Genomic DNA, 20,229 nt, shown 5'->3' with positions numbered 1-20,229 from the left:
TTATATCAAAATAAACTAGGCATTTAGGATGTAATTACTATTTCACTCATTTTTTCAGTTGAAATGGAAATATACTTCGCTAATCAAGAAAAAAACACACGATCCAAATCATCGTGTGTTCTCTTTCATCGATATTAACGATCGAAAATCATACCAGTTTTCTAACCGTTCAATCGCTGATTCTCGATTATATGATTGATCCATAATCATCAAATGGGTAGAGGTATGTGTAAGTGTGTTTAAGACAGCTGGTTTGTCATCAATATAATAGTCCAAATCCAATGTCTCGATTATTTTTATCTTTTCATGATCCTGCATACCATAGAAAAAGTTTTCATCTTTTACCGGGAAACCTTGTTGTTTCATCCATTCCCTGCTTCGTATTCCATGTACCTTGGGTCTTGCTGTAATATAATAAATCTCATGACCTTCCTTTTCCAATTCAAGCAACGTCTCAACAGCACCTGGATACGCTGGACAATCCGTATAATAGATCTCTTCCAATGAGCTTACCCACATGGCTTTTCCTTCTTCATCCGTCAATCCAAATGGTTCATGGATTTCCACCCGTTTTAAGGCATGGAATATATCCGATGACAGATCTTTCTTCAGTTTCTTCTTATAAATTTTAAAAGCATGTTCCCGCAAATTTATCAATGTGTCATCTATATCAAAACCAAACTTCATGAAGCATCCCTCGGTTCATTATATTTCGGGTAACCTATAAATTTAAAATCTTTTCCGACAGGCAACATTTGAGTGTCAGTTAATTCAATTGCATCCTTCATCAGCTCAATTCCTGCGCCTTCAAGAAATGTCGGTGCATCCTTACCACCGATAAGCTTTGGCGCAATATAGAGGACGACTTTATCAATCAACTTATGCTCCAGGAACGAAGCATTTACATTGCCCCCACCTTCAATAATTAAAGAAGAAACGCCATTCTCTCCCAATACCTCTACAACTTCAACCGGATCAACATGTTCCTGACTTTTCGTTACAAAAACTTTGATACCGATTTCTTCTAATTGTTGTTTTTTTTGTTCATCGAATCTCCTGCTCGTAAATATCCAGGTTTCGGCTTCGTTGTCTGTAACGAGTTGATAATCCAGAGGGAGCTTCAATGTAGAGTCTAAAACGACACGAATTGGATTTCTACCATTTGGTATTCTAGTGGTGAGTGCTGGGTTATCTTTCAATGCAGTATTAATGCCTACCAGGATTGCCATATTTTCATTCCGTAAATGATGGACATCATGCCTTGCTTCCTCCGAGGTGATCCATTTACTGTTATAACTATGGGATGCCACCTTACCGTCAAGTGTAATTCCAGCTTTCAGCGTAATGAATGGTTTCTTCTCTACAATAAATTTATTGAAGACTTCATTCATTTTCCACGCTTCAGCTTGCCTTACTCCAGTAATGACCTCTATGCCAGCATCCTTTAGTATTTTTACACCGTTACCTGCTACTAATGGATTGGGATCCAAAGTGGCGATGACTGCTTTTTTAATTCCCGCTTTTACTATCGCTTCCGCACAAGGACCGGTTCTGCCATGATGGGAACAAGGCTCAAGAGTTACATAAATCGTCCCACCCTTTGCCAATTCACCAGCCATTCTTAAAGCATGTATCTCTGCGTGGGGCTCTCCTGCTTTTAAATGAGTGCCTACGCCTACAATCCTGTTATCGTTCACAATAACTGATCCTACAAGAGGATTAGGATCAGTCTGTCCTTTCATAGCCCTTGCATTATCTAATGCAAGATCCATATAAACTTCATGATTAGTCATTTGGGCATGTTCCTTCCGATTCTAGATGCCCGGATTTTTCAATTTTCGTTTCCAGATACTTTTTGTTGTATTCCGAAACATCGCCCCATAGTGGGGTTCTACCGGCAAGGACCATTCCTGAAGTCTTTAATGCTTCCAATTTATTTGGATTATTTGTAATCAAGGTAACTGGTTTTAATCTTAACGTTTTAAGGACAGCAATTGCATCATCATAGTTACGTAAATCATTATCGAAACCAAGACTTTCATTCGCTTCAACCGTATCAAAACCATTTTCCTGAAGTACATAAGCCATCGCTTTACTAAATAAACCGATGCCACGCCCCTCGTGGTTTGCTAAGTAGAATAATGCCCCAACACCATGTTCCTTGATTTTCTTCATCGATTCTTTTAATTGGAATCCACAGTCACAACGCTTGCTCCCAAAAATATCACCCGTGTGACAAATGGAATGGAAACGAATCAATGCATCATCGGCATTTTCAAAATCACCATAGACAAGCACACTCGACTGCTGGTATTCTGCAAGGTTTGAAGATGCAAGATTGTCGATGATTTTTTCATAATCCTCGGTAACCTCGTCATAATTCAACCAGCAATACCATTGAAACACGACTGTTTCCCCATATAAATTGACCGGAAGCTGGATCGGTCCGACTAAATATATGGCCTTACCGTCTTTCTTGATTAATTTTATTTTATCTTTTAATAGCGAAAAAGCTTTTGATTCAACTTTTAATGGCGCCATATTTTATTATCTCCTTTCACGTACATACTTTAGTATAGTGAAATTTATAATTTGCTTCAATTTATCTTTCTCGAAATTAAAGACTTTTATTAAAAAGTTCTATCTAATAACATATGACAAGTACGTGAAAACTGATTGACCCAGATTCTATGGAGAGGATACCGCCAAGCCACTACTCACTTTTCCCAGATAATCCATAGAAGAAAAGCTTAGTAAGATCTTCAGTCAGCGGCAAAGCTGTTTTTTCCATACCTTCCCGTCGCATATAATCAGCAAACATCTGGATATATAATAAAATAGCTTCATCGGAAACACTTTGATCGACATATCCTTGCTGCTTCCCATCTTCAAATAATTCAAGAAATCGCGGCAAAGCTACCTCATTATAAAACTCCATAATATAATTATCTTCCTTTATATATTCCTTCATAAAATGCTCAAAGAATTCTTCATTAATCTGATTTGCCACCAATGCCTTCTCGAAAATAATTGTTTTTACCTTTTCCGGAAATGGCATATCACTATTAAATAATTGTTCATACTCATTCCAAATTTTATTTACATAATAGATGATTACCTTCTGGATTAAATTATCTTTACTCTCGAAGTAATTGTATATCGTCACCTGTGATACGTCTGCTTCTTTAGCAATCTCCGCAATAGATACTTTGTGGAAACCATGTTTAAGAAACAACGATAAAGCAGCCTCTAAAATATTATTTTTCTTCAATTCTTTTCTTCGTTCAAAGCCGTTCATCCCTATTCACCTCAACCATAGTTTAATAAAATTTTTGAAATATAACAATCAATTTAGTTCAAAACTATTGCATCCACGTTTATTTTTATATATTATGAACTATAAGAGATAAAATATTTCAAAACTATATTGTCAAAGAGGAGAGGAAGCTCATGTCTATAATTAAAGTCGAGAAGCTTCGTAAACGTTTTGGAAAATTTTCCGCATTAAATGGTGTGGACATGGAACTAAATAAGGGGGAAATTTACGGTTTCATCGGTCCAAACGGTGCCGGTAAATCGACAACGATCCGAATATTATTAGGAATTATGAAAGCGACAGAAGGTAAAGCAGAAATTTTTGGTAAAGATGCTTGGCGTGACGCTGTGGAGATTCATAAACGACTGGCCTATGTACCTGGGGACGTCAATCTCTGGCCAAATTTAACTGGTGGTGAAGTAATTGATTTATTCACTGATCTCAGGGGTGGAAAACGGACAAAGAAGCGAGAAGAATTATTAGAAAGATTTTCTCTTAATCCATCAAAAAAATGTGGCACCTATTCCAAAGGAAACCGGCAAAAGGTGGCCTTAGTGGCGGCATTTGCTTCTGATGCTGAACTTTTTATTTTTGACGAACCTACTTCAGGACTGGATCCACTTATGGAACAGGTATTTCAGGAATATGTGCAAGAGGTAAAAGATGCCGGTAAAACAGTACTGCTTTCCAGCCATATTTTATCTGAGGTCGAAAAGCTTTGTGATCGGGTAGGTATTATTCGGCAAGGAAAAATTATTGAATCAGGAACCCTAAATGAATTAAGGCATCTCACTCGCACACATCTTCTTGTAGAGACGAAGCAGAGGGTGACTGATTTACAAGCGTTTTCTGGGGTTTATGAACTAAATCAGAACGATCTTACTCTCAGTTTTCAAGTTGATGCAGACAAAATCGATTCCGTAATCAGACATATAAGCCAGTTTGGCATCAAAAAGTTGGAAAGTGCTCCGCCGACATTAGAAGATTTATTCATGCGACATTATGAAAATAAACAATCAACTGATGTGGGGGCGCATCCTAATGCTTGAAAAATCAAATACGCTGATCCGTTTCATGATAAAAAGGAATAAAATCCGGATACCGCTTTGGTTGATCGGAATCACCTTTTTTACATGGATGATTCCTGTCGCGTTGGATGATATGTTTCCCACACAAGACGAGCGGGATGTGATGGCTGAAACAATGGCCAATCCTGCGATGACCGCGATGGTCGGTCCAGGTGATGTGGAAAATTATACACTTGGTGCAATGACGACTCATAATATGTTACTTTTCACAGCCATTGTTGTCGGATTGATGAGTATACTAATCGTTACCCGTCATATAAGAGCTGAGGAAGAAGATGGTCTTTCGGAATTAATCCTTGCCCTTCCTGTCGGCAGGCTAGCGAATCTGAATGCAGTCCTCATTACTTTAGTTATAGTCAACATTATTTTAGCGTTCGTAACTGCTACTGGTCTATATGCTTTAGGATTGGAAAGTATGGATTTGGAAGGTTCATTATTGTATGGAGCAAGTCTTGGAGCAACCGGAATTTTTTTCACTGGTACGGCCGCAATCTTCAACCAAATCGTTGCAAGCGGGCGTGGTGCAACAGGATTATCCATCGCCGTTCTTCTTCTCGCTTATTTAATTCGCGCGGTTGGAGATGTTACTAATGAATCTTTATCGTTATTATCACCATTAGGTTTAGTAACTCGTACGGAAGTCTATTCCAATAATAATTGGTGGCCGATTCTTTTACTCCTCGGATTTTCTATGGTTTTATTTTTATTGGCAAATTATCTGAATGCCGTCCGTGATGGTGGTGCGGCTTTAATTGGGACCCGCAATGGAAGGAAGCATGCTTCCAGGTTTCTTGGAAACCCTATCGGTTTTGTACTTCGGATTACACGAACTGCATCTATTAGCTGGGCAATTGGATTGTTTGTCCTTGGGATGTCCTATGGGTCCGTCATGGGAGATTTAGAATCTTTTTTCCAAGGTAATGAATTACTTGAAAAGATGCTGATTGAAAAAGAAGGCTATACATTAACAGAACAATTCATTCCGATGCTAATGCTTGTTATGGCTATTTTAGCTTGTATTCCACCAGTTATGAATATGAATAAATTAATTGGCGAAGAGCGGAAAAATCGAACGGAGCACGTACTCGCCACTCCTGTATCTCGTACGAAATTAATGGCCAGCTATCTACTTGTAGCAATAATCAATGCCTTCATCATGCTATCTTTAACTGCCTCTGGATTATGGATGGCAGCAGAGGCGGTGATGGAAGAAGGATTTTCCTTTGTGATTATATATCGAGCTGCCTTAGTATATTTCCCCGCAGTACTCGTAATGCTTGGTCTAGCAGTTCTTTTAATTGGAGTACTACCCCGATTTACAAGTCTGATTTGGTTATACATCGCAACTTCTTTCATTATTAATTACCTTGGCGGATTACTTCAGTTCCCCGACTGGGTTGAAAATTTATCCCCCTTTGGTTACATCCCAGCTATTCCAGTGGAAAATATGGATTGGATAACAGTAATCGCCTTAAGTATAACAGCTATAATACTAATTGTACTTGGCTTCACTAGCTATAGTAGAAGAGATATTACCGGATAATTAAAAAAGGGGCAGCTGCAAAATATACAGCTGCTCCCTTTTTTAAATATCATTTACAGACGATTATCTTCATCATCATCTAAGAGCCAATTTCTTTGAGATTGACGGTTGCGTTTTTCAAGTTGATCTTCATCTTCCATAAAAACTGTATCCAACTCTCTGGATTGCTGGGACTTGTCCCTTCTATTTTCCATATCAACATCTAGTTCTTCACGTTTCACTGAGTCGAAAACTTCTTCAGTATCTTGCACCCGCTTTTTACCAATTTCTACTTCTTCCCTTACAATTGGCCGTTTCCTAACTTCAATTTCCTCTTCTTTAAGAGGAACACGAATTGTTTCATCTTCCATTCGATGATCAGCATCAAATGGATCCTCTTCATTAACAGGTTTTCTTTCCACGTAAATCTCTTCCCGAGTTACTGGAACATCAACTTGCTGAATATCTTCGTGCACTTCTTTTTTAACTTCCACTTCTCCAGCGGATACTTCCCGTTTGTCAATATCGAGTTCTTCTTCACGCAGTTTCATCTTACGCTCCGTGTTTCGCTCCACATCTGAGTTGAAGTCACTTGTTACACCAGTAGTGTTCAATGTTTCATTATAATCATCTGGAGCAAGAACAATAATCCTGCCGAGTTGCACTTCATCATTATACTTTTCCGCTTCTGTATCAGACAGACCATAACCGGTGAAACGGTCTACAAATCCACCGGCTTCATTGTAATTATCTTCTGTGAGGTCACCCTTAAAGAAGTCTTTGACTTTTTCCCAAAAAGAATCCTCTTTACCATAAGATGATAAATCATCTGTCGTTGTTGTATCATAATTCGTCTCGTTCCATAACCAGGAAGACTGTTCACTATTTTTCGCAATCAAAGTAATATCTTCAGGTGCATATCCCGCATTCTCCAATTTACTTACGACGTCCATCACTTCTGCTTCTGTATCATAAATACCGATAACTTTCTTAGCCATGATATAACCTCCTGTTAGATTGATCTAACTGAGATATACTCAGTGTGGTGCGTGTAGGTTATATTCCCAGATAAGAAATTTCTAAACGGAATGATAATTATTTTCTACTTTTGTAATAATCTCTCCATTACTTCGATATCTCGAACAATCCATGGACAAGCGTCCAAATCTACTTTTTGTTTATTCCTTACTAACGCTTCCTCCAGTGGCATCCATTCGTTCTGATAGTCGTACTCCTCTTCATATGGATCAAGCATTTTTTCTACCACATCATGACCAATCCTACAAAAGTAATAATGAGAATCCATTATCATCACATCTGCTTGTTTTCCTCTTCTTTTTTCCAATGTAACTCCATACTTCCTGATTGAATCTGTCAATATTTGAAATCCTGTTTCTTCACGGACTTCCCGGATTAATGTATCTATCAGTGTTTCCCCTTCTTCTACACCGCCACCAGGAAATTTACAATCACCGAACTTACTTGTGAGCAGTAGATACTTTTCCTCTTTCGAAATGATTGCCCGGGCTGCAGTTCTCTTGAATACTGAAGACTCTCGCGAATAATTTTTAAAGTCAATAAAAATATCCATCTCCATACACATACTCCCCCAGTACATTTATCGCTTACATCCATTCAATCACAATGTTAATAAAAAACACACTAATTTCTGGGGAGAAATTAGCGTGCTTTTTCAGCTCCAATATATTTTTTTAATTTAGGCATCACTTCAGTCGCTATTCTTTCAATATTCTTTGCGACTTTATCAAACGGCAGTCCGCCGATGTCCACTTGTGCAATAAATCGAGTATGACCAAATAGCTCATGTTGTTTGAGAATCTTCTCCACCACTTGGTCTGAGCTTCCTACAAATAAAGCAGTTGAAGGAGCTGCTGCGGCTTCAAAATCTTCTCGACTCATCCTCATATAGGAACCGCGTTGTTTACTTATATAATTCCAGTAATTCGAATAGTATGGGTAAAATTCTTCTTTTGCTTTTTCTGTCGTTTCCCCAACATACGTATGTCCTGTTACTGCAACTTTTAATATATCAGGATGATGTCCTGCCTGCTCACCCGCTTCGTGATAGATATCAACGAGTGGTTTAAAGCGCATCGGGTCTCCTCCAAGTATTGCTAGAGCCATACCTACTCCTAATCTTCCGGCCCTAGCAGCACTATCAGGTGTCCCGCCAACGCCAATCCAAATAGGTAGCTGTTCTTGTAATGGACGAGGAGCGATTTGACCCTCCTGGAAGGATGGACGGAACTTACCATTCCACGAAACCACTTCATTTTTATTTGCTTTTAAAAGTAGATTCATATGCTCTTCAAAAAGTTCGTTATAATCATTGAGATCATAACCGAATAATGGGAAAGATTCGATAAACGCACCTCTACCAGCAAGAATTTCAGCACGCCCTCCTGACAAGATATCCAATGAAGCAAAATCTTCGAATAAGCGGACTGGATCAAGTGTACTTAACACAATTGTGGTGCTCGTTAATTTGATTTGTTTCGTCACTTGAGCTATCGCTGCTAATACGACTGCAGGAGAAGAAACAACATAATCCAATCGGTGATGCTCACCGACGCCAAAAATATCAAGACCTGCCTCATCAGCAAGTTGTGCGGCCTGAACAATCTCATCCATTCGTTGTTTTGCTGAAATTGCTTTCCCTGTTAAAGGATCAGGCCCCATATCAGCTAAAGTGTATATACCAACTTCAAAATTAGTCATATTTTCTTTCCCTTCGTTATCTTGTTACTTTATGTAACTTAGTTTATTATCATAACTCAACTATGTCAAGTACATTTTATCTTCAGCATCCGTGTTTATGTATATTCAGTATTGAAGAAAATTATCATTAAAACTTTTCATCCATTCTGCTTGAACGGAATTCTTCAAAATATATTGCCGGTGAATAGAACACACTAAAAAAAGGTTTGGAGTTAATATCTCCAAACCTTTTATGAAGTAAAATATTAGAAGGAATTAATTCATGTCATATGACCTCATCTTCGCCAATTCCTTTTCTCTTCTATTACGAAGAGCTTTCCGACCTTCCGACCATTCGAGGAGAAGAACAATAAAGCCTATGGATAAAATTAATAAATATGCTAGGATGCTTTTAATTTCACCAGATACTAGCAACCAAGTTAACCAAGAAATGAAAAGAACGGGAATGATAGCCCCCCAATACGCACTATTTCTAGCTGATAAAAAGAATTGTAATCCCAAGAACCCAGCAATGATGAGTGCATCGTATATACCAAAGCCAAACATTACTTTCCACTCCTTTCTTTCTTGTATTTTTCAATTATCAATTTAGCTTCCTCAAGATTTATACGATCGTCAATGGAAAGCTGTTTGATGAACTTGATAAATTCTTCATTATCTGCTGCATCATTTAATTTTATCTTTTCAATGAGTCGATCTAATCTTATCCTCACGGTTGGATAAGAGACCTCATAAATTTTTGCGATTTCTTTCAGAGAACCTGAATTAAGCACAAAGTTTTTCACGAACTCTACGTCTTCTTCTTCCAAAGATAATATCCAGGCAGGCACATTATTAGCATCCATTTTCTTCACCCCTCATTATTTACTTTAATTTTAACATAAAAATAAATAAAGTAAAGTATTTGTTTAATATTATTTAATATTTATTGAAAAATATACTTGTAATAATCAATAAAAAAAGGAATTACTTTTTAACCAGTGTTAACACGAAAAAATATGCGAAAATCCATGAAGGATAATCGCATATTTCTAACTTCATTCATTAAATTTAGTCTTCATTAAACCATAATGCATCTTTGATATCAACATCACCATTATAATTGATCAGAATCTCATCTCCTGCTTTTATATCGGTGAAAGCATAGAAGTTGAATGTATGCCCCTCGAAATCAATTTCATAATTCGCATTCGGTTCATATGAATGATTGAACAACATTCCATAACCAAGAAGTATTGCCGTATGATTGATTCCATACTCAAATGCGTAGTCCGCTAACAACGTCTTCTCAATATGTTGATGCTGATCATTAGGATAGGAAATCACGGGCGCTGCATGTAATAACTCTCCTTTTTTAATATCACATGTTGCGAATACTCCTCGATTGAATTCTCCATCGCTTAATGAGGATGTTTTAATTTCTATCATGTTGGTCACCTACTCACTGTTTATTTTATTTCTTTAACTTTAATTCCGTATGATGATATAAACTAAGTAAATCAGATAGGCACCAACAAGCACTAAACCTTCCCGCTTCCCAACCCTGAAGCTGGTCCTGGAGAAAGCCAATAATATGACAGTCAGTACTATCATAAGTATAACATCAATAAATATTTTATCGTTTGCTTGTAATGGAGAAATCGTTGCAGAGGCGCCGAGTACAAATAAGATATTAAAGATATTACTTCCAACAATATTACCAAGTGCGATTTCGCTTTCTTGTTTCAACGCCGCAGTAACGGAAGTGACCAGTTCAGGAAGAGACGTTCCAATCGCAATAATCGTTAACCCCACCAGAGTTTCACTCATTCCAAGGGAGTAGGCAATTTCTGTACCATTATCAACGACCAAATCTCCTCCAAATATGATTGCAGCTAAACCTAATATAGTGATCAGTATATTTTTCCCCCATTTGAGGTCTTCAGGTATAGGATCTCCAGCTGTATCTTTTCGATTTTTTAGTCCAATTTCGATCACATAGTACATAAAAATAGATAAGAACAATAAAAATATAAGCCCGTCACTACGTGTAAGCAAATTCATATTGGCTCCCTGCAGTGCCATATCACTCATTAGAATGAGCAATGCAACACTTGCAAGTAAGGTAAAAGGAATTTCCTTTCTAATCGTCTCATTCTCAACTTTCAAAGGGTAGATAAAGGCTGCCAAACCTACAACAAGGGTAATATTAAAGATATTGCTTCCAACCACGTTTCCCAGTGAAACATCTGCACTTCCTTCCAATGCAGCTATAATACTGACAGTCGCTTCGGGTGAACTTGTCCCCAATGCTACAATGGTCAACCCGATTAACATAGTCGGAACCCGCAGCAATTTAGCAATATTAGAAGATCCGTCTACAAAGAGATCGGCACCCTTTATCAACAATCCAAAACCAATAATCAATAGTATATATGCCATGCTTTTGTTCTACTCCTTAAACTGTCTTTACTTTTATTGGCTAACTACTATTTAGTCATACCCGATTATTAAGTAATTAAAAAGTGAACGTAAAAACACTTTTAAAAGGTATTTAATACATTACACTTTCTGATGACTCCCATACTTTTTGCGAATATCAAACAAAAGATGTATCAGGCTTGGATAATACGGAATAAATTCTCTTTTCTTGATCATAGAAAGGATTTCTTCCTTCGAAGCCCATTTGACTGATTGTACTTCTTCTTGTTGCAGCTTTAAGTTCTCTATGTTAACTTCTTTTTCAATTAAGTAAATATCATCAAATCCTGTTTCAAAATTAATTGTAAGATGGGGCCTTACATTTTTCAGGTTTATTTTTAGCCCTAATTCCTCTTCTGTCTCCCTCTCTGCGGCTTCTTGACTACTGTCACCTGTCACAGCACTTCCTCCAACAGATAAGTCCCATTGATTTGGCCAGCTATCCTTAAAAGGCTGCCTTTGTTGAATCAGCATTTCCCCTGCCGAATTAAAAATGCAGACGCACAACGACATGATATTCACCTTCTGAAAATTCATCCCCGCGACGAATAACCCTATTCTGTTTGATTCTATCCATATCATAAATATCCCAGAATTCCATTACTTCCCCCTAAAATTAAATGTATTTTTTATAAACATTTGAGGTAATTTCACCAGTAAAAATTAAGCTGCCAGATAGTAGCTCACTGGCAGCTTTACTCAGAATTATCCAATCTGCAACGTAATCTTCCCAAAATTTTTTCCTTCTTCCATATACTTCAAGGCATCTGCAGCTTCACTAAGCGAATAAGTTTTATCAACGTATGGCGAAATTTTATGTTCTTCAAAGAAATCGACCATATCTTGAAAATCTTCAGGGCTACCCATCGTTGTCCCTTTTATATCGATTTGTTTGAAAAATACATGTGGAAGCACCAACTCTTTAACCGGGCCTCTAGTTGCTCCAAAACTTACAATTCGGCCTGCTGGGTTACATAGATAGATGAGATCTTTGAACGTATCTCCTCCAACACCGTCAATAACAAGATCTGCTCCACCCATTTCTTGTTTCAGTTCTTTCGCCCAATTTTCGTTTCGGTAATTGACCCCACCTTTTGCACCTAACTCTTGTGCCTTCACAAGCTTCTCGTCACTGCTGGATGTCACATATACATTTGCCCCATGTGCAACAGCAATTTGAAGGGCAAACAGTGCAACACCGCTCCCGATACCCGGAATTAAAACCGTTTCTCCTTTGTTGAGATTCCCTCTGTACATTAATGAACGGAAAGCAGTCACCCCAGCCAAAGGAAGGGCGGCCGCTTCCTCCCAAGATAAAAATTCCGGTTTTGGAGCGATATTTTCTGCCGGAACAATTATATATTCAGCATATGTACCATCAGAAGGCATCCCTATTATCCGGTGGTCTGGTCCAGAGTAAGCCCTGTTTTCTCCCCATTCCAAAGCTGGATTAATGATCACCGAGCTTCCAATGTTAATATTAGAGACTCCTTCCCCAACTTCAACTACCTCACCTGCTCCGTCTGCTCCTAAGATGGACGGAAGATTCATACCCGGGTACATACCGTAAGTGATAAATAAATCTCTCCGATTTAGTGCAGCATATTTGAGTCGCACCAACACTTCATTTGCTTTCGGACTTGGAACATCAACCTCTTCATAACTTACTTTATCAGGACCGCCGACTTCTCTTAAGACAATAGCTTTCATCTGCTTCCCCTCCTATATACTTGAACGAACGTTCACTCAACATCCACATTGAACATTTACTATTTTCAGTTTATTACAACACTTATTCATTTACAAGGCCTTACTCTATACTAGAATCCTCCATGCATTTTGCCCATTCCTGTTCCAGAATACTATACAGTAAAGAATCCCTCCAACCATCCTTGGCTAAAGGATGTTCTCGGATTACACCTTCTTTCTTCAATCCAAGTTTTTCTAATACTCTAGATGAGCCGACATTTCTTGGATCACAAGTAGCAAAAATGCGATGTAGTTTTATTTCTTCAAATCCAAAATTTATTAATAGATTGCCAGCTTCTGTAGCTATACCATTCCCCCAATAGTTCGGGCTTATAATATAGGAAATTTCACCAACTTTATTTGAGATATCTCTTATGTTAAGCTCTACTGCTCCGACCATAACCTCTTCATATATGATTGCCAAAACGAATCTTGTTCTCGGTCTTCTGCTTGAATCTTCCATTCCTTTTAAGACATAATTCTTGGATTCTTCTTCCGTATTCGGACCCCAGGTTTGATATTCGCTTACGATATCTTGTGAAGCGTATTGATGAACATCGCTCCAATCGCTCTCAGCAAGCTCTCTTAATAACAATTTTCCGCTAGAAAGGTTAACATTTTCTATTAAAAACATCTCCTGTCTATACAATTCCTTCATAGATCCTGTGACAGTCGAATCATATCAACACACTGTATTCCATTTTCAAAAATCTCTTCCTCATAATGTCTTATGAAAAAGTCTCTATCGACACCACTTATTCTAAATCCGCACTTTTGATAAAGTGCGAGCTGTCCTATACTTGAATTTCCAGTACCTACTTCAATAGTTTGATATCCTTTATCTTTAGCTGTTTGAATAGCATGCTTAACCAGCTTCTTCCCTATGCCCTGACCGTGAAATTCTTCTGCAACAGCAACATTAACCAACTCTACTGTTTCAGGCCTTGTCGGTAACAATACATACACACCAACAATCTCAGATTCCATTTCAGCTAGGAAACATTCTCCCCTTTTCACATACTCTTCTACTATTTCACGGGAGGGATCCGCTAAAAGCAGCAAATCCATTGGAGGCATTTCATCTATTCTTAATAACCTTATTTCCATCTGATTCTCCTTATCTATGAAACCATTTTTTCTTTCCTTGTCTTCTCATCAATGAATTTAAAGTACGGTAAACATATACCAACTAAAGACATGACACTGATTAATAATCCAATCAATAAATATAATGGCCGCACGCCAAACGCTTCACTTAATGCACCTCCAACAAGTACTCCCAGTGGCATGGCTCCCCTAATAATGAGCAAACGAACGGAAAATACTTTGCCCATAAGATGATTAGGGACAGTTTGCTGGCAAATTGTCGTATTATGAATGCTGAAGACGGCCATCGCGATTCCTCCGATGACTTCTGTTGTCAACGCTAAAATGATACTATAGTTGAAGCAAAGTGCAATAAAAGTCAGACCTCCTATGAATAGTGATCCAAGCATGAGATATCTACGGCTTTTGTATTTTATTCTTGTCACTAGCATTGCACCAATTATGTATCCGATTGGAAATCCTGCCATGAAATAACCATATTCAGCATATGTACCACCCAGCTCTTCGGTAATATAGGGAAGAGTTGTAACCATCGTCACCCCTACCCCAAATTGAACAAATGCCAAAAAGACTCCTAACCAAACAATAATTTTCTGAGTGAAGAAAAATGATATTCCTTCGGTGAAATCCGCAATCCATGTTTTTCTTTCTTTTATGTTATTTCTCTTTTCCCTGATAAAAAGTAATGTACATCCACTGAGGATCAGTAAAGTGCTTACAAGGATAAGAGTGATGTGGACACCAGTATATTCAATTACAACTCCAGCTACCAATGGAGATAAAAAGGTCATGAGACGAACAGTTCCATCTATGTACGCATTCGCGGATTGTAATTGATCTTTAGTTACAATTGTTGGTGTAATCGCTTGGTTTGCAGGCACATACAATGGAGTGATTAAACCAACAATGCATTGAACTGCGTAAATCTGCCAAACTTCAAGGGTTCCTGTTAGTAATGCAACCAACGGAACAAGAAAAATAGCTCCCCTCATCCATTGAGAAAATATCATAATCCACTTTCTGCTCCAACGGTCGATGTAAGGACCGATAAAAAGCTGCAGAATCAGTGAAGGGATAAAATATAAGAGCCACATACTGCCTAAAGCCAATGTTGAGCCCGTGAGTTGATAAACTAATATAGAGTTACAAAACGTACCAAATGCCCCACCAAGTTCGGAAATTCCATTTCCTAACCATGTAGCTACGAACGAGCGATTTTTTAGTATAGACGGATTCATAAGTCCTCCCTTTAATTGTTATTGCTGAGATTCATTCAATCATAGTTACTGAACAACATCATTTAAAACTTTAAACTTTTTCGGTATAACGACTGCATTACAAGCTTTTCATAAAATTCAAGAGGACCAGCTTCTCCAATTACCGCATACTCATAGCCTTTTGCCTTCATTTCATATAAACTATAGTGAAGCAGAGCATACCCTATTCCCTGAATTCTATTTAATAATGAAATGCCCATTGGACCGAATAAACCTTTCTTTTTCCTAACAACATCATAGCAAGCGAATCCCATGATTTGCTCGTCTTCCCATGCAAGGTAAATTGGAATATTATCCTGACTAAGTCCATTCTCAATAGCAGTTAGCCACCCTTCCCCAAATTCTCCCTTCACAAAGCTTTTCAATTCTACTGCGTCGCTTCGTTTTGCTTTTTTTAAAATTATTTTACTCACCGATATAGCTGGAAACGAATAATCCCTCAAAGAAACAATCATATCTCTTGGATAAGCTACACTATGAAGAATCTGATCAATATCTACTCTGCGCAACATCGCTTTTGTTAGACACTCGTCGACTTTACATATCGCCTCAATAATATAACCTTCGTTCAAATACACTTGACCGTAATGGTTCATCCGTTCCTTCGCCTTCTCCATTACTAACTTAGTCGTTTCTGATATAGGAATGGAGAAAGGTTGATAAGAAATCCCTGACTCTCCCTTATCAAATTTTGTCTTTTTCACTTCATCATAGAGTATATCCGGAAGATTTGGATAATTAATATACAATTCAGCTACTGTTTCGGTTCTAATTTTCAGCAAACCTAACAATAAATGGATAGGATAAACGATGCCAGTCGTCTTTTCCGCTTCCATTTCTGCAAACCTTATAATTGCTATAGATCGCTCGGTATAACTCAACAAACCACTCCTTGCCATTGAACCTCACCAAATATCCGGACAAGCATCTCCATCATTAATTCGACAAAAAGGATGCATTTCCTCTTTTTGGAAAGCATCCTATGAAATCTATCTTTATTGAATATCACGTATGAGGGAAACTGCATATTGCAGCTTCGTTTATACTTTAAATCTCTCCTTAATCATTTCAGCTACTTCTTTCGCACTTAAATTTGTGTTGTCAATCTTAATATATTTATCTTTCTTTATCTCTCCATCAAAAGAATTCAATCGATGTTTTTTCATTGATTCCTTCAGTTCCTTTTCGGACCATTCCACATTTCTTTTCGTAGGTTTGTGTTCAAGTCTATTGGGACTTTTATTTCTCTCGATCCTTTCATCCAACGTTGCAGTATGTTCTACAAAATAGACCGTACCACCATTGGTTTCAAAAATCTCACATACTTGTTCAACATAATCCCAATCGGATTGTAAATTAAAAGCCCATACGAAAGTAAAGATCAATCCATCCAAATCACTCTTTGCCACAACTTTAAACATTTCCATCCGAAAATTATTCACTAATTTCCACATTTCCGGGGTAAATCCTAATATTGGTGCGACTAAATCAATCGTCATATGGTTATGAAATAACTTCAAACCGGTTATTTTCTCCAATTCCTGGCCTACTGTCATTTTCCCCACTGCCTGAGGACCAAATAGACAAGCTTCATGAAATCGCCTCCAATTAATTGATAAATAAAATTAAGTTCACTAGGATTGTTATGATTCCTAAGGCGTAAGGAAAACTAGTAATCTATAAACCTCTATTCTAGCAAATCTTTTATTCTTTTCCGCCCTAATAAACCCGTGCTAATATAACAAATGAAATAAATACGGTACTAATCATCAGTCCAGTTAGAATATTAATCGCTGCTAGTGCTGATATGTTAATTATTTCAAACTGTAATAGAGTTTGTAAAACTATGGAGTAAAATAAAAAGGCAAAATAGCTGTAAAACATACCTTTTTGCTTAATCAGTTGCATTCTTTCATCCTTATGAAAGAATTCAGGTACTAGATAGCTAATACATAAACACATGATAGCTATAGCAAATGCGATATAAGTGAATGGTACGGGAGCGCTATTCGCCATAACAGCTACAAAAATTAAAAAGATCCCCAATAATAAAAAGCCTCCACCCATTACAGCATAAGTTATACGATCATTCACGTCATTCATCCCCCTCTTCCAAAATAAAAATATCTTCCACATAGACATTGAATATTTTTGCAATGTGCAAAGCCAATGGCAATGATGGATTATACCTTCCTTTTTCGATGGATATGATGGTTTGCCTTGAAACACCTAGTTCTTTAGCTAAACGTTCCTGAGAGTAATTTCCCTTTTCACGATAATCTTTAAGATTATTTTTCAATCTTTTCACTTCCTTGGTAAGTTACACCAAATAATAAAGTAAAGTTAACTTAACGTCAAGGCCCCTTTACAACAAAATAATAAAAAAACTGTATCGGCTTAGTGATACAGTTATGACAAAGTAATAGCTACTGTCTTTTAAATAAAACCAGTCCCATTAATCAAATCAATGGGACTGGTAGAACTTAATATCAGTAAGATCATTAATAAAAGTGTGACGAAACTTTTATCCATTATTCAAAAGCTTGTCTATTAGTTATTTTGGTTAGCTAGTTTGCTATCCAAAGAAAGAATTGTTTTATCAGCTAAAATAAAGTAAACCGACATTGCCAACAGTGCCAAGTCAAGTTCATAACCGGCCATTTGCCCGTTGACTAGGAAGCCTAATGAAAGTTTCGCTGTAAAAATAGCCCCTAGCATGATTAGAGCCAATAGTATACTAATAATTCTCGTACCAATTCCTAAAATAAGGGCAATTCCTCCTATAAGCTCAATCGCAGCTACTACATATGCTAGAAAACCTGGTATCCCAAGACTATCAAAATATCCAGCCGTATTCGCAATTCCTCCTTGGAATTTATCTAAACCATGAATAAAGAATGTCAGTCCTAGTACGACTCTCAAGATAACTTTTCCAATTTCATTCATATTCATTTGAATCCTCCTTTCCTTATCTAGTTACTTTACGTAAGTTAATTTATGTTAGTTATTATATTTTGTCAAGTAACCAAATTCATTTTTATAAATCAGTAATATTTTATGTTATAATAAAATGGAGAGAGGTGAAGGAAATGAAGCAACCAGCTATATGCCCAAAATTTGAGAAGGCGGTATCATTATTAAGTCAGAAATGGACCGCATTAGTTATTTATCAGTTGCTATCCGGCACACAACGTTTTTCAGAGATTCAATCAGCAATTGGCATAAGCGGGAAAGTTCTTTCTGATCCCTTGAAGGATTTAGAGGAGAAAAATATAGTTAAACGTGAGGTTATTCCAGAAACACCAGTCATCATCGAATATTCCTTGACTGAAAAAGGTCGATCAATCGAACCTGTCATACGGGATATTGAAAGATGGTCGAAGCAGTGGGTTCAGGAAGAATCAACTTCATCTTAAATTTTTAATTAAAATAGACATGAACAGGATGAATCCTTTGTTCATGTCATTTTTTATTTTTTGAAATCTTTGTCCTCACTTATGAAAACTAATTCTATAATTCTTCCAAAGCTAAAAGAGGCGTTGAACTAGACCCGCCTCTTCCATATGGTAATTGTCTTTTCATGACATATAGATTATTTATTTAATCGCTACTTATCCGTCAATCTAGCCCATGTATACACTATCGCATGTTCCCGGTTGTGGCTCATAAAAACAATGGCTTTTAAATTGACCAGTATGTGGTTGACCATACCAAGTCGGAGGACATGGAGCATATGGATTAAAATACCATAAAGCATAATATGCTGGATGATCTCTCCAAAATTCCAAATTTTGTCTAGCTAACCTTCTTTCCGTGTCTCTCGCTCGTTGATAAAACATATTTCCTTTTTGAACCGCTTCAAACGAAAAGTTTCCTCCTTGTACCTGAAAAATGACATCTTCAATAGTCCTTACATCAGTAAAGTCTAAACAGTCTGCCACGGCACGATTCACTATTACATTGCCAACATATAACATCCCTTGTTTTCCTTCACCCTCGGCCTCAGCCCGCATCATCCTTGCCATTAAATCGACATCTGCATCTCGATACTTAACTCTCGCCATATTTACACCTCCAAAATATAGTATGAAGAAAGCCTATATTAATTTCATTGTTCTTAAAATAATCATCTTCACTAAACAAATTGAGCAAGTAATTGATTAAACTTATCTCGTTCTTCCCAGAAAGCGCCATGTCCACTATATTGAAAAGGAACTAGTTGTGAACTCATTATTTTTTGGTTGAGCTCCCGAGCCTGATCAAAAGGGATAACCTTATCATGGATACCATGAATGATAAGAGTAGGCACATGAATAAATGGAAGATCTGAGTATAATTTCTCATCTCTTAATGTATTAATTATCGCAGCAGTCGACCAACTGGCCGCTCGAAAACCCATTTGCATAAACCAGTCAGAAAATGGTTTAGTTATATATTGAAAGAAGAAACCGTCTGTAACGGTCTGCATCATTTTCGGACGATCATTTAGCACTTCTTTTAAAAAATCATCTGCAGTTCCAGCTGTGAAGCCTATTGGAGCAGCAGCATCTACAAGAACTAACTTCGAAACACCAAATCCACTGTGACGGGACATGTATCGAATAGCAATTGCACCACCAGTAGAATGACCAAGGAGTGTGAAATTGTTTAATTGAAGTGCGTCAACTAAGACTCGAATATCATCTGCAAGCCTGTCAAAGGTATATCCCTCAAATGGTTTATCCGATTTTCCAAACCCTCTCCAGTCAACGCCAATACAACGATATCCCATGGCAGGAAGGACATTGAACTGATACTCAAATTGTTCATGACTCAGCGGCCAGCCATGTAAAAATACGATTGTCTTACTCCCTTTTGGGTTTAAATCTTCCACATATAAATCTACATCCGATTCTACAGTTACAAAATACCCCATGAAACTCCCTCCTTGTTAAAAAGGCTTTATCAATAGGATATTCGTTATAAAGATAT

General features: G+C 37.4%; 26 protein-coding genes. 3 read left to right on the top strand and 23 right to left on the bottom strand.

The window, feature by feature from the left end; all coding sequences use genetic code 11:
- Positions 1-108: 108 nt before the first annotated feature.
- From M3210_RS04200 to M3210_RS04185, 4 genes are all read right to left on the bottom strand, one after another.
- On the bottom strand, positions 109-687 hold the full coding sequence (locus M3210_RS04200) for a 5' nucleotidase, NT5C type (protein WP_251511880.1): 579 nt from the start codon (positions 685-687) through the stop codon (positions 109-111).
- Positions 684-1,793, bottom strand: coding sequence for a bifunctional diaminohydroxyphosphoribosylaminopyrimidine deaminase/5-amino-6-(5-phosphoribosylamino)uracil reductase RibD (gene ribD, locus M3210_RS04195; protein ID WP_251511879.1), 1,110 nt, complete (start codon positions 1,791-1,793; stop codon positions 684-686). Before ribD ends, M3210_RS04200 begins: the two co-directional genes overlap by 4 nt.
- Positions 1,786-2,541 carry a GTP cyclohydrolase II gene (locus tag M3210_RS04190; protein WP_251511878.1) on the bottom strand — a complete coding sequence of 252 codons (756 nt, stop codon included), beginning with the start codon at positions 2,539-2,541 and terminating at the stop codon, positions 1,786-1,788. The genes ribD and M3210_RS04190 overlap by 8 nt, the downstream gene beginning before the upstream one ends.
- A 172-nt stretch (positions 2,542-2,713) precedes the next feature.
- A complete protein-coding gene (locus tag M3210_RS04185) occupies positions 2,714-3,298 on the bottom strand; it encodes a TetR/AcrR family transcriptional regulator (protein ID WP_251511877.1) in 585 nt (194 codons plus the stop codon).
- A 152-nt stretch (positions 3,299-3,450) separates the two neighbouring features.
- Between M3210_RS04185 and M3210_RS04180 the strand changes: the two genes are divergently transcribed.
- Both M3210_RS04180 and M3210_RS04175 read left to right on the top strand, forming a co-directional pair.
- Positions 3,451-4,365 carry an ABC transporter ATP-binding protein gene (locus tag M3210_RS04180; protein ID WP_251511876.1) on the top strand — a complete coding sequence of 305 codons (915 nt, stop codon included), beginning with the start codon at positions 3,451-3,453 and terminating at the stop codon, positions 4,363-4,365.
- Complete coding sequence (locus M3210_RS04175) at positions 4,358-5,947, top strand: ABC transporter permease (RefSeq protein WP_251511875.1); 1,590 nt, start codon at positions 4,358-4,360, stop codon at positions 5,945-5,947. The genes M3210_RS04180 and M3210_RS04175 overlap by 8 nt, the downstream gene beginning before the upstream one ends.
- 53 nt (positions 5,948-6,000) lie before the next feature.
- Here the strand turns inward: M3210_RS04175 and M3210_RS04170 are convergent, their stop codons facing one another.
- From M3210_RS04170 to M3210_RS04090, 17 genes are all read right to left on the bottom strand, one after another.
- Positions 6,001-6,924, bottom strand: a complete 924-nt coding sequence (locus tag M3210_RS04170) for a DUF2382 domain-containing protein (RefSeq protein ID WP_251511874.1) — start codon at positions 6,922-6,924, stop codon at positions 6,001-6,003.
- A gap of 104 nt (positions 6,925-7,028) precedes the next feature.
- A complete protein-coding gene (locus tag M3210_RS04165) occupies positions 7,029-7,523 on the bottom strand; it encodes an NUDIX hydrolase (RefSeq protein ID WP_251511873.1) in 495 nt (164 codons plus the stop codon).
- Positions 7,524-7,606: 83 nt separating this feature from the next.
- A complete protein-coding gene (locus M3210_RS04160) occupies positions 7,607-8,665 on the bottom strand; it encodes an LLM class flavin-dependent oxidoreductase (RefSeq protein WP_251511872.1) in 1,059 nt (352 codons plus the stop codon).
- Positions 8,666-8,920: 255 nt separating this feature from the next.
- The gene (locus M3210_RS04155; protein ID WP_251511871.1) at positions 8,921-9,211 is read right to left on the bottom strand and encodes a hypothetical protein; all 291 of its coding nucleotides are present in this window, start codon (positions 9,209-9,211) and stop codon (positions 8,921-8,923) included.
- Complete coding sequence (locus M3210_RS04150) at positions 9,211-9,510, bottom strand: DUF2089 family protein (protein ID WP_251511870.1); 300 nt, start codon at positions 9,508-9,510, stop codon at positions 9,211-9,213. Before M3210_RS04150 ends, M3210_RS04155 begins: the two co-directional genes overlap by 1 nt.
- A 205-nt stretch (positions 9,511-9,715) precedes the next feature.
- Positions 9,716-10,093, bottom strand: coding sequence for an SET domain-containing protein (locus tag M3210_RS04145; protein ID WP_285853551.1), 378 nt, complete (start codon positions 10,091-10,093; stop codon positions 9,716-9,718).
- 39 nt (positions 10,094-10,132) lie between these two features.
- Positions 10,133-11,086 carry a calcium/sodium antiporter gene (locus M3210_RS04140; RefSeq protein WP_251511866.1) on the bottom strand — a complete coding sequence of 318 codons (954 nt, stop codon included), beginning with the start codon at positions 11,084-11,086 and terminating at the stop codon, positions 10,133-10,135.
- Positions 11,087-11,206: 120 nt separating this feature from the next.
- Complete coding sequence (locus M3210_RS04135; protein WP_349774311.1) at positions 11,207-11,599, bottom strand: NUDIX hydrolase; 393 nt, start codon at positions 11,597-11,599, stop codon at positions 11,207-11,209.
- Between the two features lie 231 nt (positions 11,600-11,830).
- Positions 11,831-12,835 carry a zinc-binding dehydrogenase gene (locus M3210_RS04130; RefSeq protein ID WP_251511864.1) on the bottom strand — a complete coding sequence of 335 codons (1,005 nt, stop codon included), beginning with the start codon at positions 12,833-12,835 and terminating at the stop codon, positions 11,831-11,833.
- A 100-nt stretch (positions 12,836-12,935) separates the two neighbouring features.
- Positions 12,936-13,532, bottom strand: a complete 597-nt coding sequence (locus tag M3210_RS04125) for a GNAT family N-acetyltransferase (RefSeq protein WP_251511862.1) — start codon at positions 13,530-13,532, stop codon at positions 12,936-12,938.
- Complete coding sequence (locus tag M3210_RS04120) at positions 13,529-13,981, bottom strand: GNAT family N-acetyltransferase (protein WP_251511859.1); 453 nt, start codon at positions 13,979-13,981, stop codon at positions 13,529-13,531. Before M3210_RS04120 ends, M3210_RS04125 begins: the two co-directional genes overlap by 4 nt.
- Positions 13,982-13,995: 14 nt before the next feature.
- Positions 13,996-15,219, bottom strand: a complete 1,224-nt coding sequence (locus M3210_RS04115; protein ID WP_251511856.1) for an MFS transporter — start codon at positions 15,217-15,219, stop codon at positions 13,996-13,998.
- Positions 15,220-15,281: 62 nt separating this feature from the next.
- The gene (locus tag M3210_RS04110) at positions 15,282-16,139 is read right to left on the bottom strand and encodes a GNAT family N-acetyltransferase (protein ID WP_251511853.1); all 858 of its coding nucleotides are present in this window, start codon (positions 16,137-16,139) and stop codon (positions 15,282-15,284) included.
- Positions 16,140-16,298: 159 nt separating this feature from the next.
- Positions 16,299-16,814, bottom strand: a complete 516-nt coding sequence (locus M3210_RS04105) for a shikimate kinase (protein ID WP_251511851.1) — start codon at positions 16,812-16,814, stop codon at positions 16,299-16,301.
- Positions 16,815-16,977: 163 nt separating this feature from the next.
- The gene (locus tag M3210_RS04100) at positions 16,978-17,352 is read right to left on the bottom strand and encodes a permease (RefSeq protein WP_251511849.1); all 375 of its coding nucleotides are present in this window, start codon (positions 17,350-17,352) and stop codon (positions 16,978-16,980) included.
- Between the two features lies 1 nt (position 17,353).
- Positions 17,354-17,557, bottom strand: a complete 204-nt coding sequence (locus tag M3210_RS04095; RefSeq protein WP_251511846.1) for a helix-turn-helix transcriptional regulator — start codon at positions 17,555-17,557, stop codon at positions 17,354-17,356.
- Positions 17,558-17,808: 251 nt separating this feature from the next.
- The gene (locus M3210_RS04090; protein WP_251511844.1) at positions 17,809-18,210 is read right to left on the bottom strand and encodes a DoxX family protein; all 402 of its coding nucleotides are present in this window, start codon (positions 18,208-18,210) and stop codon (positions 17,809-17,811) included.
- 137 nt (positions 18,211-18,347) lie between these two features.
- Here M3210_RS04090 and M3210_RS04085 point away from each other — a divergent pair, with 137 nt between their 5' ends.
- On the top strand, positions 18,348-18,674 hold the full coding sequence (locus tag M3210_RS04085) for a winged helix-turn-helix transcriptional regulator (RefSeq protein WP_251511841.1): 327 nt from the start codon (positions 18,348-18,350) through the stop codon (positions 18,672-18,674).
- A 207-nt stretch (positions 18,675-18,881) separates the two neighbouring features.
- Here the strand turns inward: M3210_RS04085 and M3210_RS04080 are convergent, their stop codons facing one another.
- Positions 18,882-19,322, bottom strand: coding sequence for a cell wall hydrolase (locus tag M3210_RS04080; protein ID WP_251511838.1), 441 nt, complete (start codon positions 19,320-19,322; stop codon positions 18,882-18,884).
- 71 nt (positions 19,323-19,393) lie between these two features.
- Positions 19,394-20,173: an alpha/beta fold hydrolase gene (locus tag M3210_RS04075; RefSeq protein ID WP_251511833.1), complete on the bottom strand. Its 780-nt coding sequence runs from the start codon at positions 20,171-20,173 to the stop codon at positions 19,394-19,396.
- Positions 20,174-20,229 lie beyond the last annotated feature (56 nt).

Origin of the sequence: Oceanobacillus luteolus (genome assembly GCF_023715655.1) — a bacterium.
Taxonomy (GTDB): domain Bacteria; phylum Bacillota; class Bacilli; order Bacillales; family Amphibacillaceae; genus Oceanobacillus; species Oceanobacillus luteolus.
The sequence above is the reverse complement of the archived record's forward strand: the minus strand, read 5'-3'. Positions and strand labels throughout refer to the sequence as shown.

Bases quoted from the DNA above. Each gene is read 5' to 3' on its own strand.
- M3210_RS04200 (WP_251511880.1), bottom strand. From the start codon at position 687: ATGAAGTTTGGTTTTGATATAGATGACACATTGATAAATTTGCGGGAA.
- ribD (WP_251511879.1), bottom strand. From the start codon at position 1,793: ATGACTAATCATGAAGTTTATATGGATCTTGCATTAGATAATGCAAGG.
- M3210_RS04190 (WP_251511878.1), bottom strand. From the start codon at position 2,541: ATGGCGCCATTAAAAGTTGAATCAAAAGCTTTTTCGCTATTAAAAGAT.
- M3210_RS04185 (WP_251511877.1), bottom strand. From the start codon at position 3,298: ATGAACGGCTTTGAACGAAGAAAAGAATTGAAGAAAAATAATATTTTA.
- M3210_RS04180 (WP_251511876.1), top strand. From the start codon at position 3,451: ATGTCTATAATTAAAGTCGAGAAGCTTCGTAAACGTTTTGGAAAATTT.
- M3210_RS04175 (WP_251511875.1), top strand. From the start codon at position 4,358: ATGCTTGAAAAATCAAATACGCTGATCCGTTTCATGATAAAAAGGAAT.
- M3210_RS04170 (WP_251511874.1), bottom strand. From the start codon at position 6,924: ATGGCTAAGAAAGTTATCGGTATTTATGATACAGAAGCAGAAGTGATG.
- M3210_RS04165 (WP_251511873.1), bottom strand. From the start codon at position 7,523: ATGGAGATGGATATTTTTATTGACTTTAAAAATTATTCGCGAGAGTCT.
- M3210_RS04160 (WP_251511872.1), bottom strand. From the start codon at position 8,665: ATGACTAATTTTGAAGTTGGTATATACACTTTAGCTGATATGGGGCCT.
- M3210_RS04155 (WP_251511871.1), bottom strand. From the start codon at position 9,211: ATGTTTGGCTTTGGTATATACGATGCACTCATCATTGCTGGGTTCTTG.
- M3210_RS04150 (WP_251511870.1), bottom strand. From the start codon at position 9,510: ATGGATGCTAATAATGTGCCTGCCTGGATATTATCTTTGGAAGAAGAA.
- M3210_RS04145 (WP_285853551.1), bottom strand. From the start codon at position 10,093: ATGATAGAAATTAAAACATCCTCATTAAGCGATGGAGAATTCAATCGA.
- M3210_RS04140 (WP_251511866.1), bottom strand. From the start codon at position 11,086: ATGGCATATATACTATTGATTATTGGTTTTGGATTGTTGATAAAGGGT.
- M3210_RS04135 (WP_349774311.1), bottom strand. From the start codon at position 11,599: ATGCTGATTCAACAAAGGCAGCCTTTTAAGGATAGCTGGCCAAATCAA.
- M3210_RS04130 (WP_251511864.1), bottom strand. From the start codon at position 12,835: ATGAAAGCTATTGTCTTAAGAGAAGTCGGCGGTCCTGATAAAGTAAGT.
- M3210_RS04125 (WP_251511862.1), bottom strand. From the start codon at position 13,532: ATGAAGGAATTGTATAGACAGGAGATGTTTTTAATAGAAAATGTTAAC.
- M3210_RS04120 (WP_251511859.1), bottom strand. From the start codon at position 13,981: ATGGAAATAAGGTTATTAAGAATAGATGAAATGCCTCCAATGGATTTG.
- M3210_RS04115 (WP_251511856.1), bottom strand. From the start codon at position 15,219: ATGAATCCGTCTATACTAAAAAATCGCTCGTTCGTAGCTACATGGTTA.
- M3210_RS04105 (WP_251511851.1), bottom strand. From the start codon at position 16,814: ATGACAGTAGGCCAGGAATTGGAGAAAATAACCGGTTTGAAGTTATTT.
- M3210_RS04090 (WP_251511844.1), bottom strand. From the start codon at position 18,210: ATGAATATGAATGAAATTGGAAAAGTTATCTTGAGAGTCGTACTAGGA.
- M3210_RS04085 (WP_251511841.1), top strand. From the start codon at position 18,348: ATGAAGCAACCAGCTATATGCCCAAAATTTGAGAAGGCGGTATCATTA.
- M3210_RS04080 (WP_251511838.1), bottom strand. From the start codon at position 19,322: ATGGCGAGAGTTAAGTATCGAGATGCAGATGTCGATTTAATGGCAAGG.
- M3210_RS04075 (WP_251511833.1), bottom strand. From the start codon at position 20,173: ATGGGGTATTTTGTAACTGTAGAATCGGATGTAGATTTATATGTGGAA.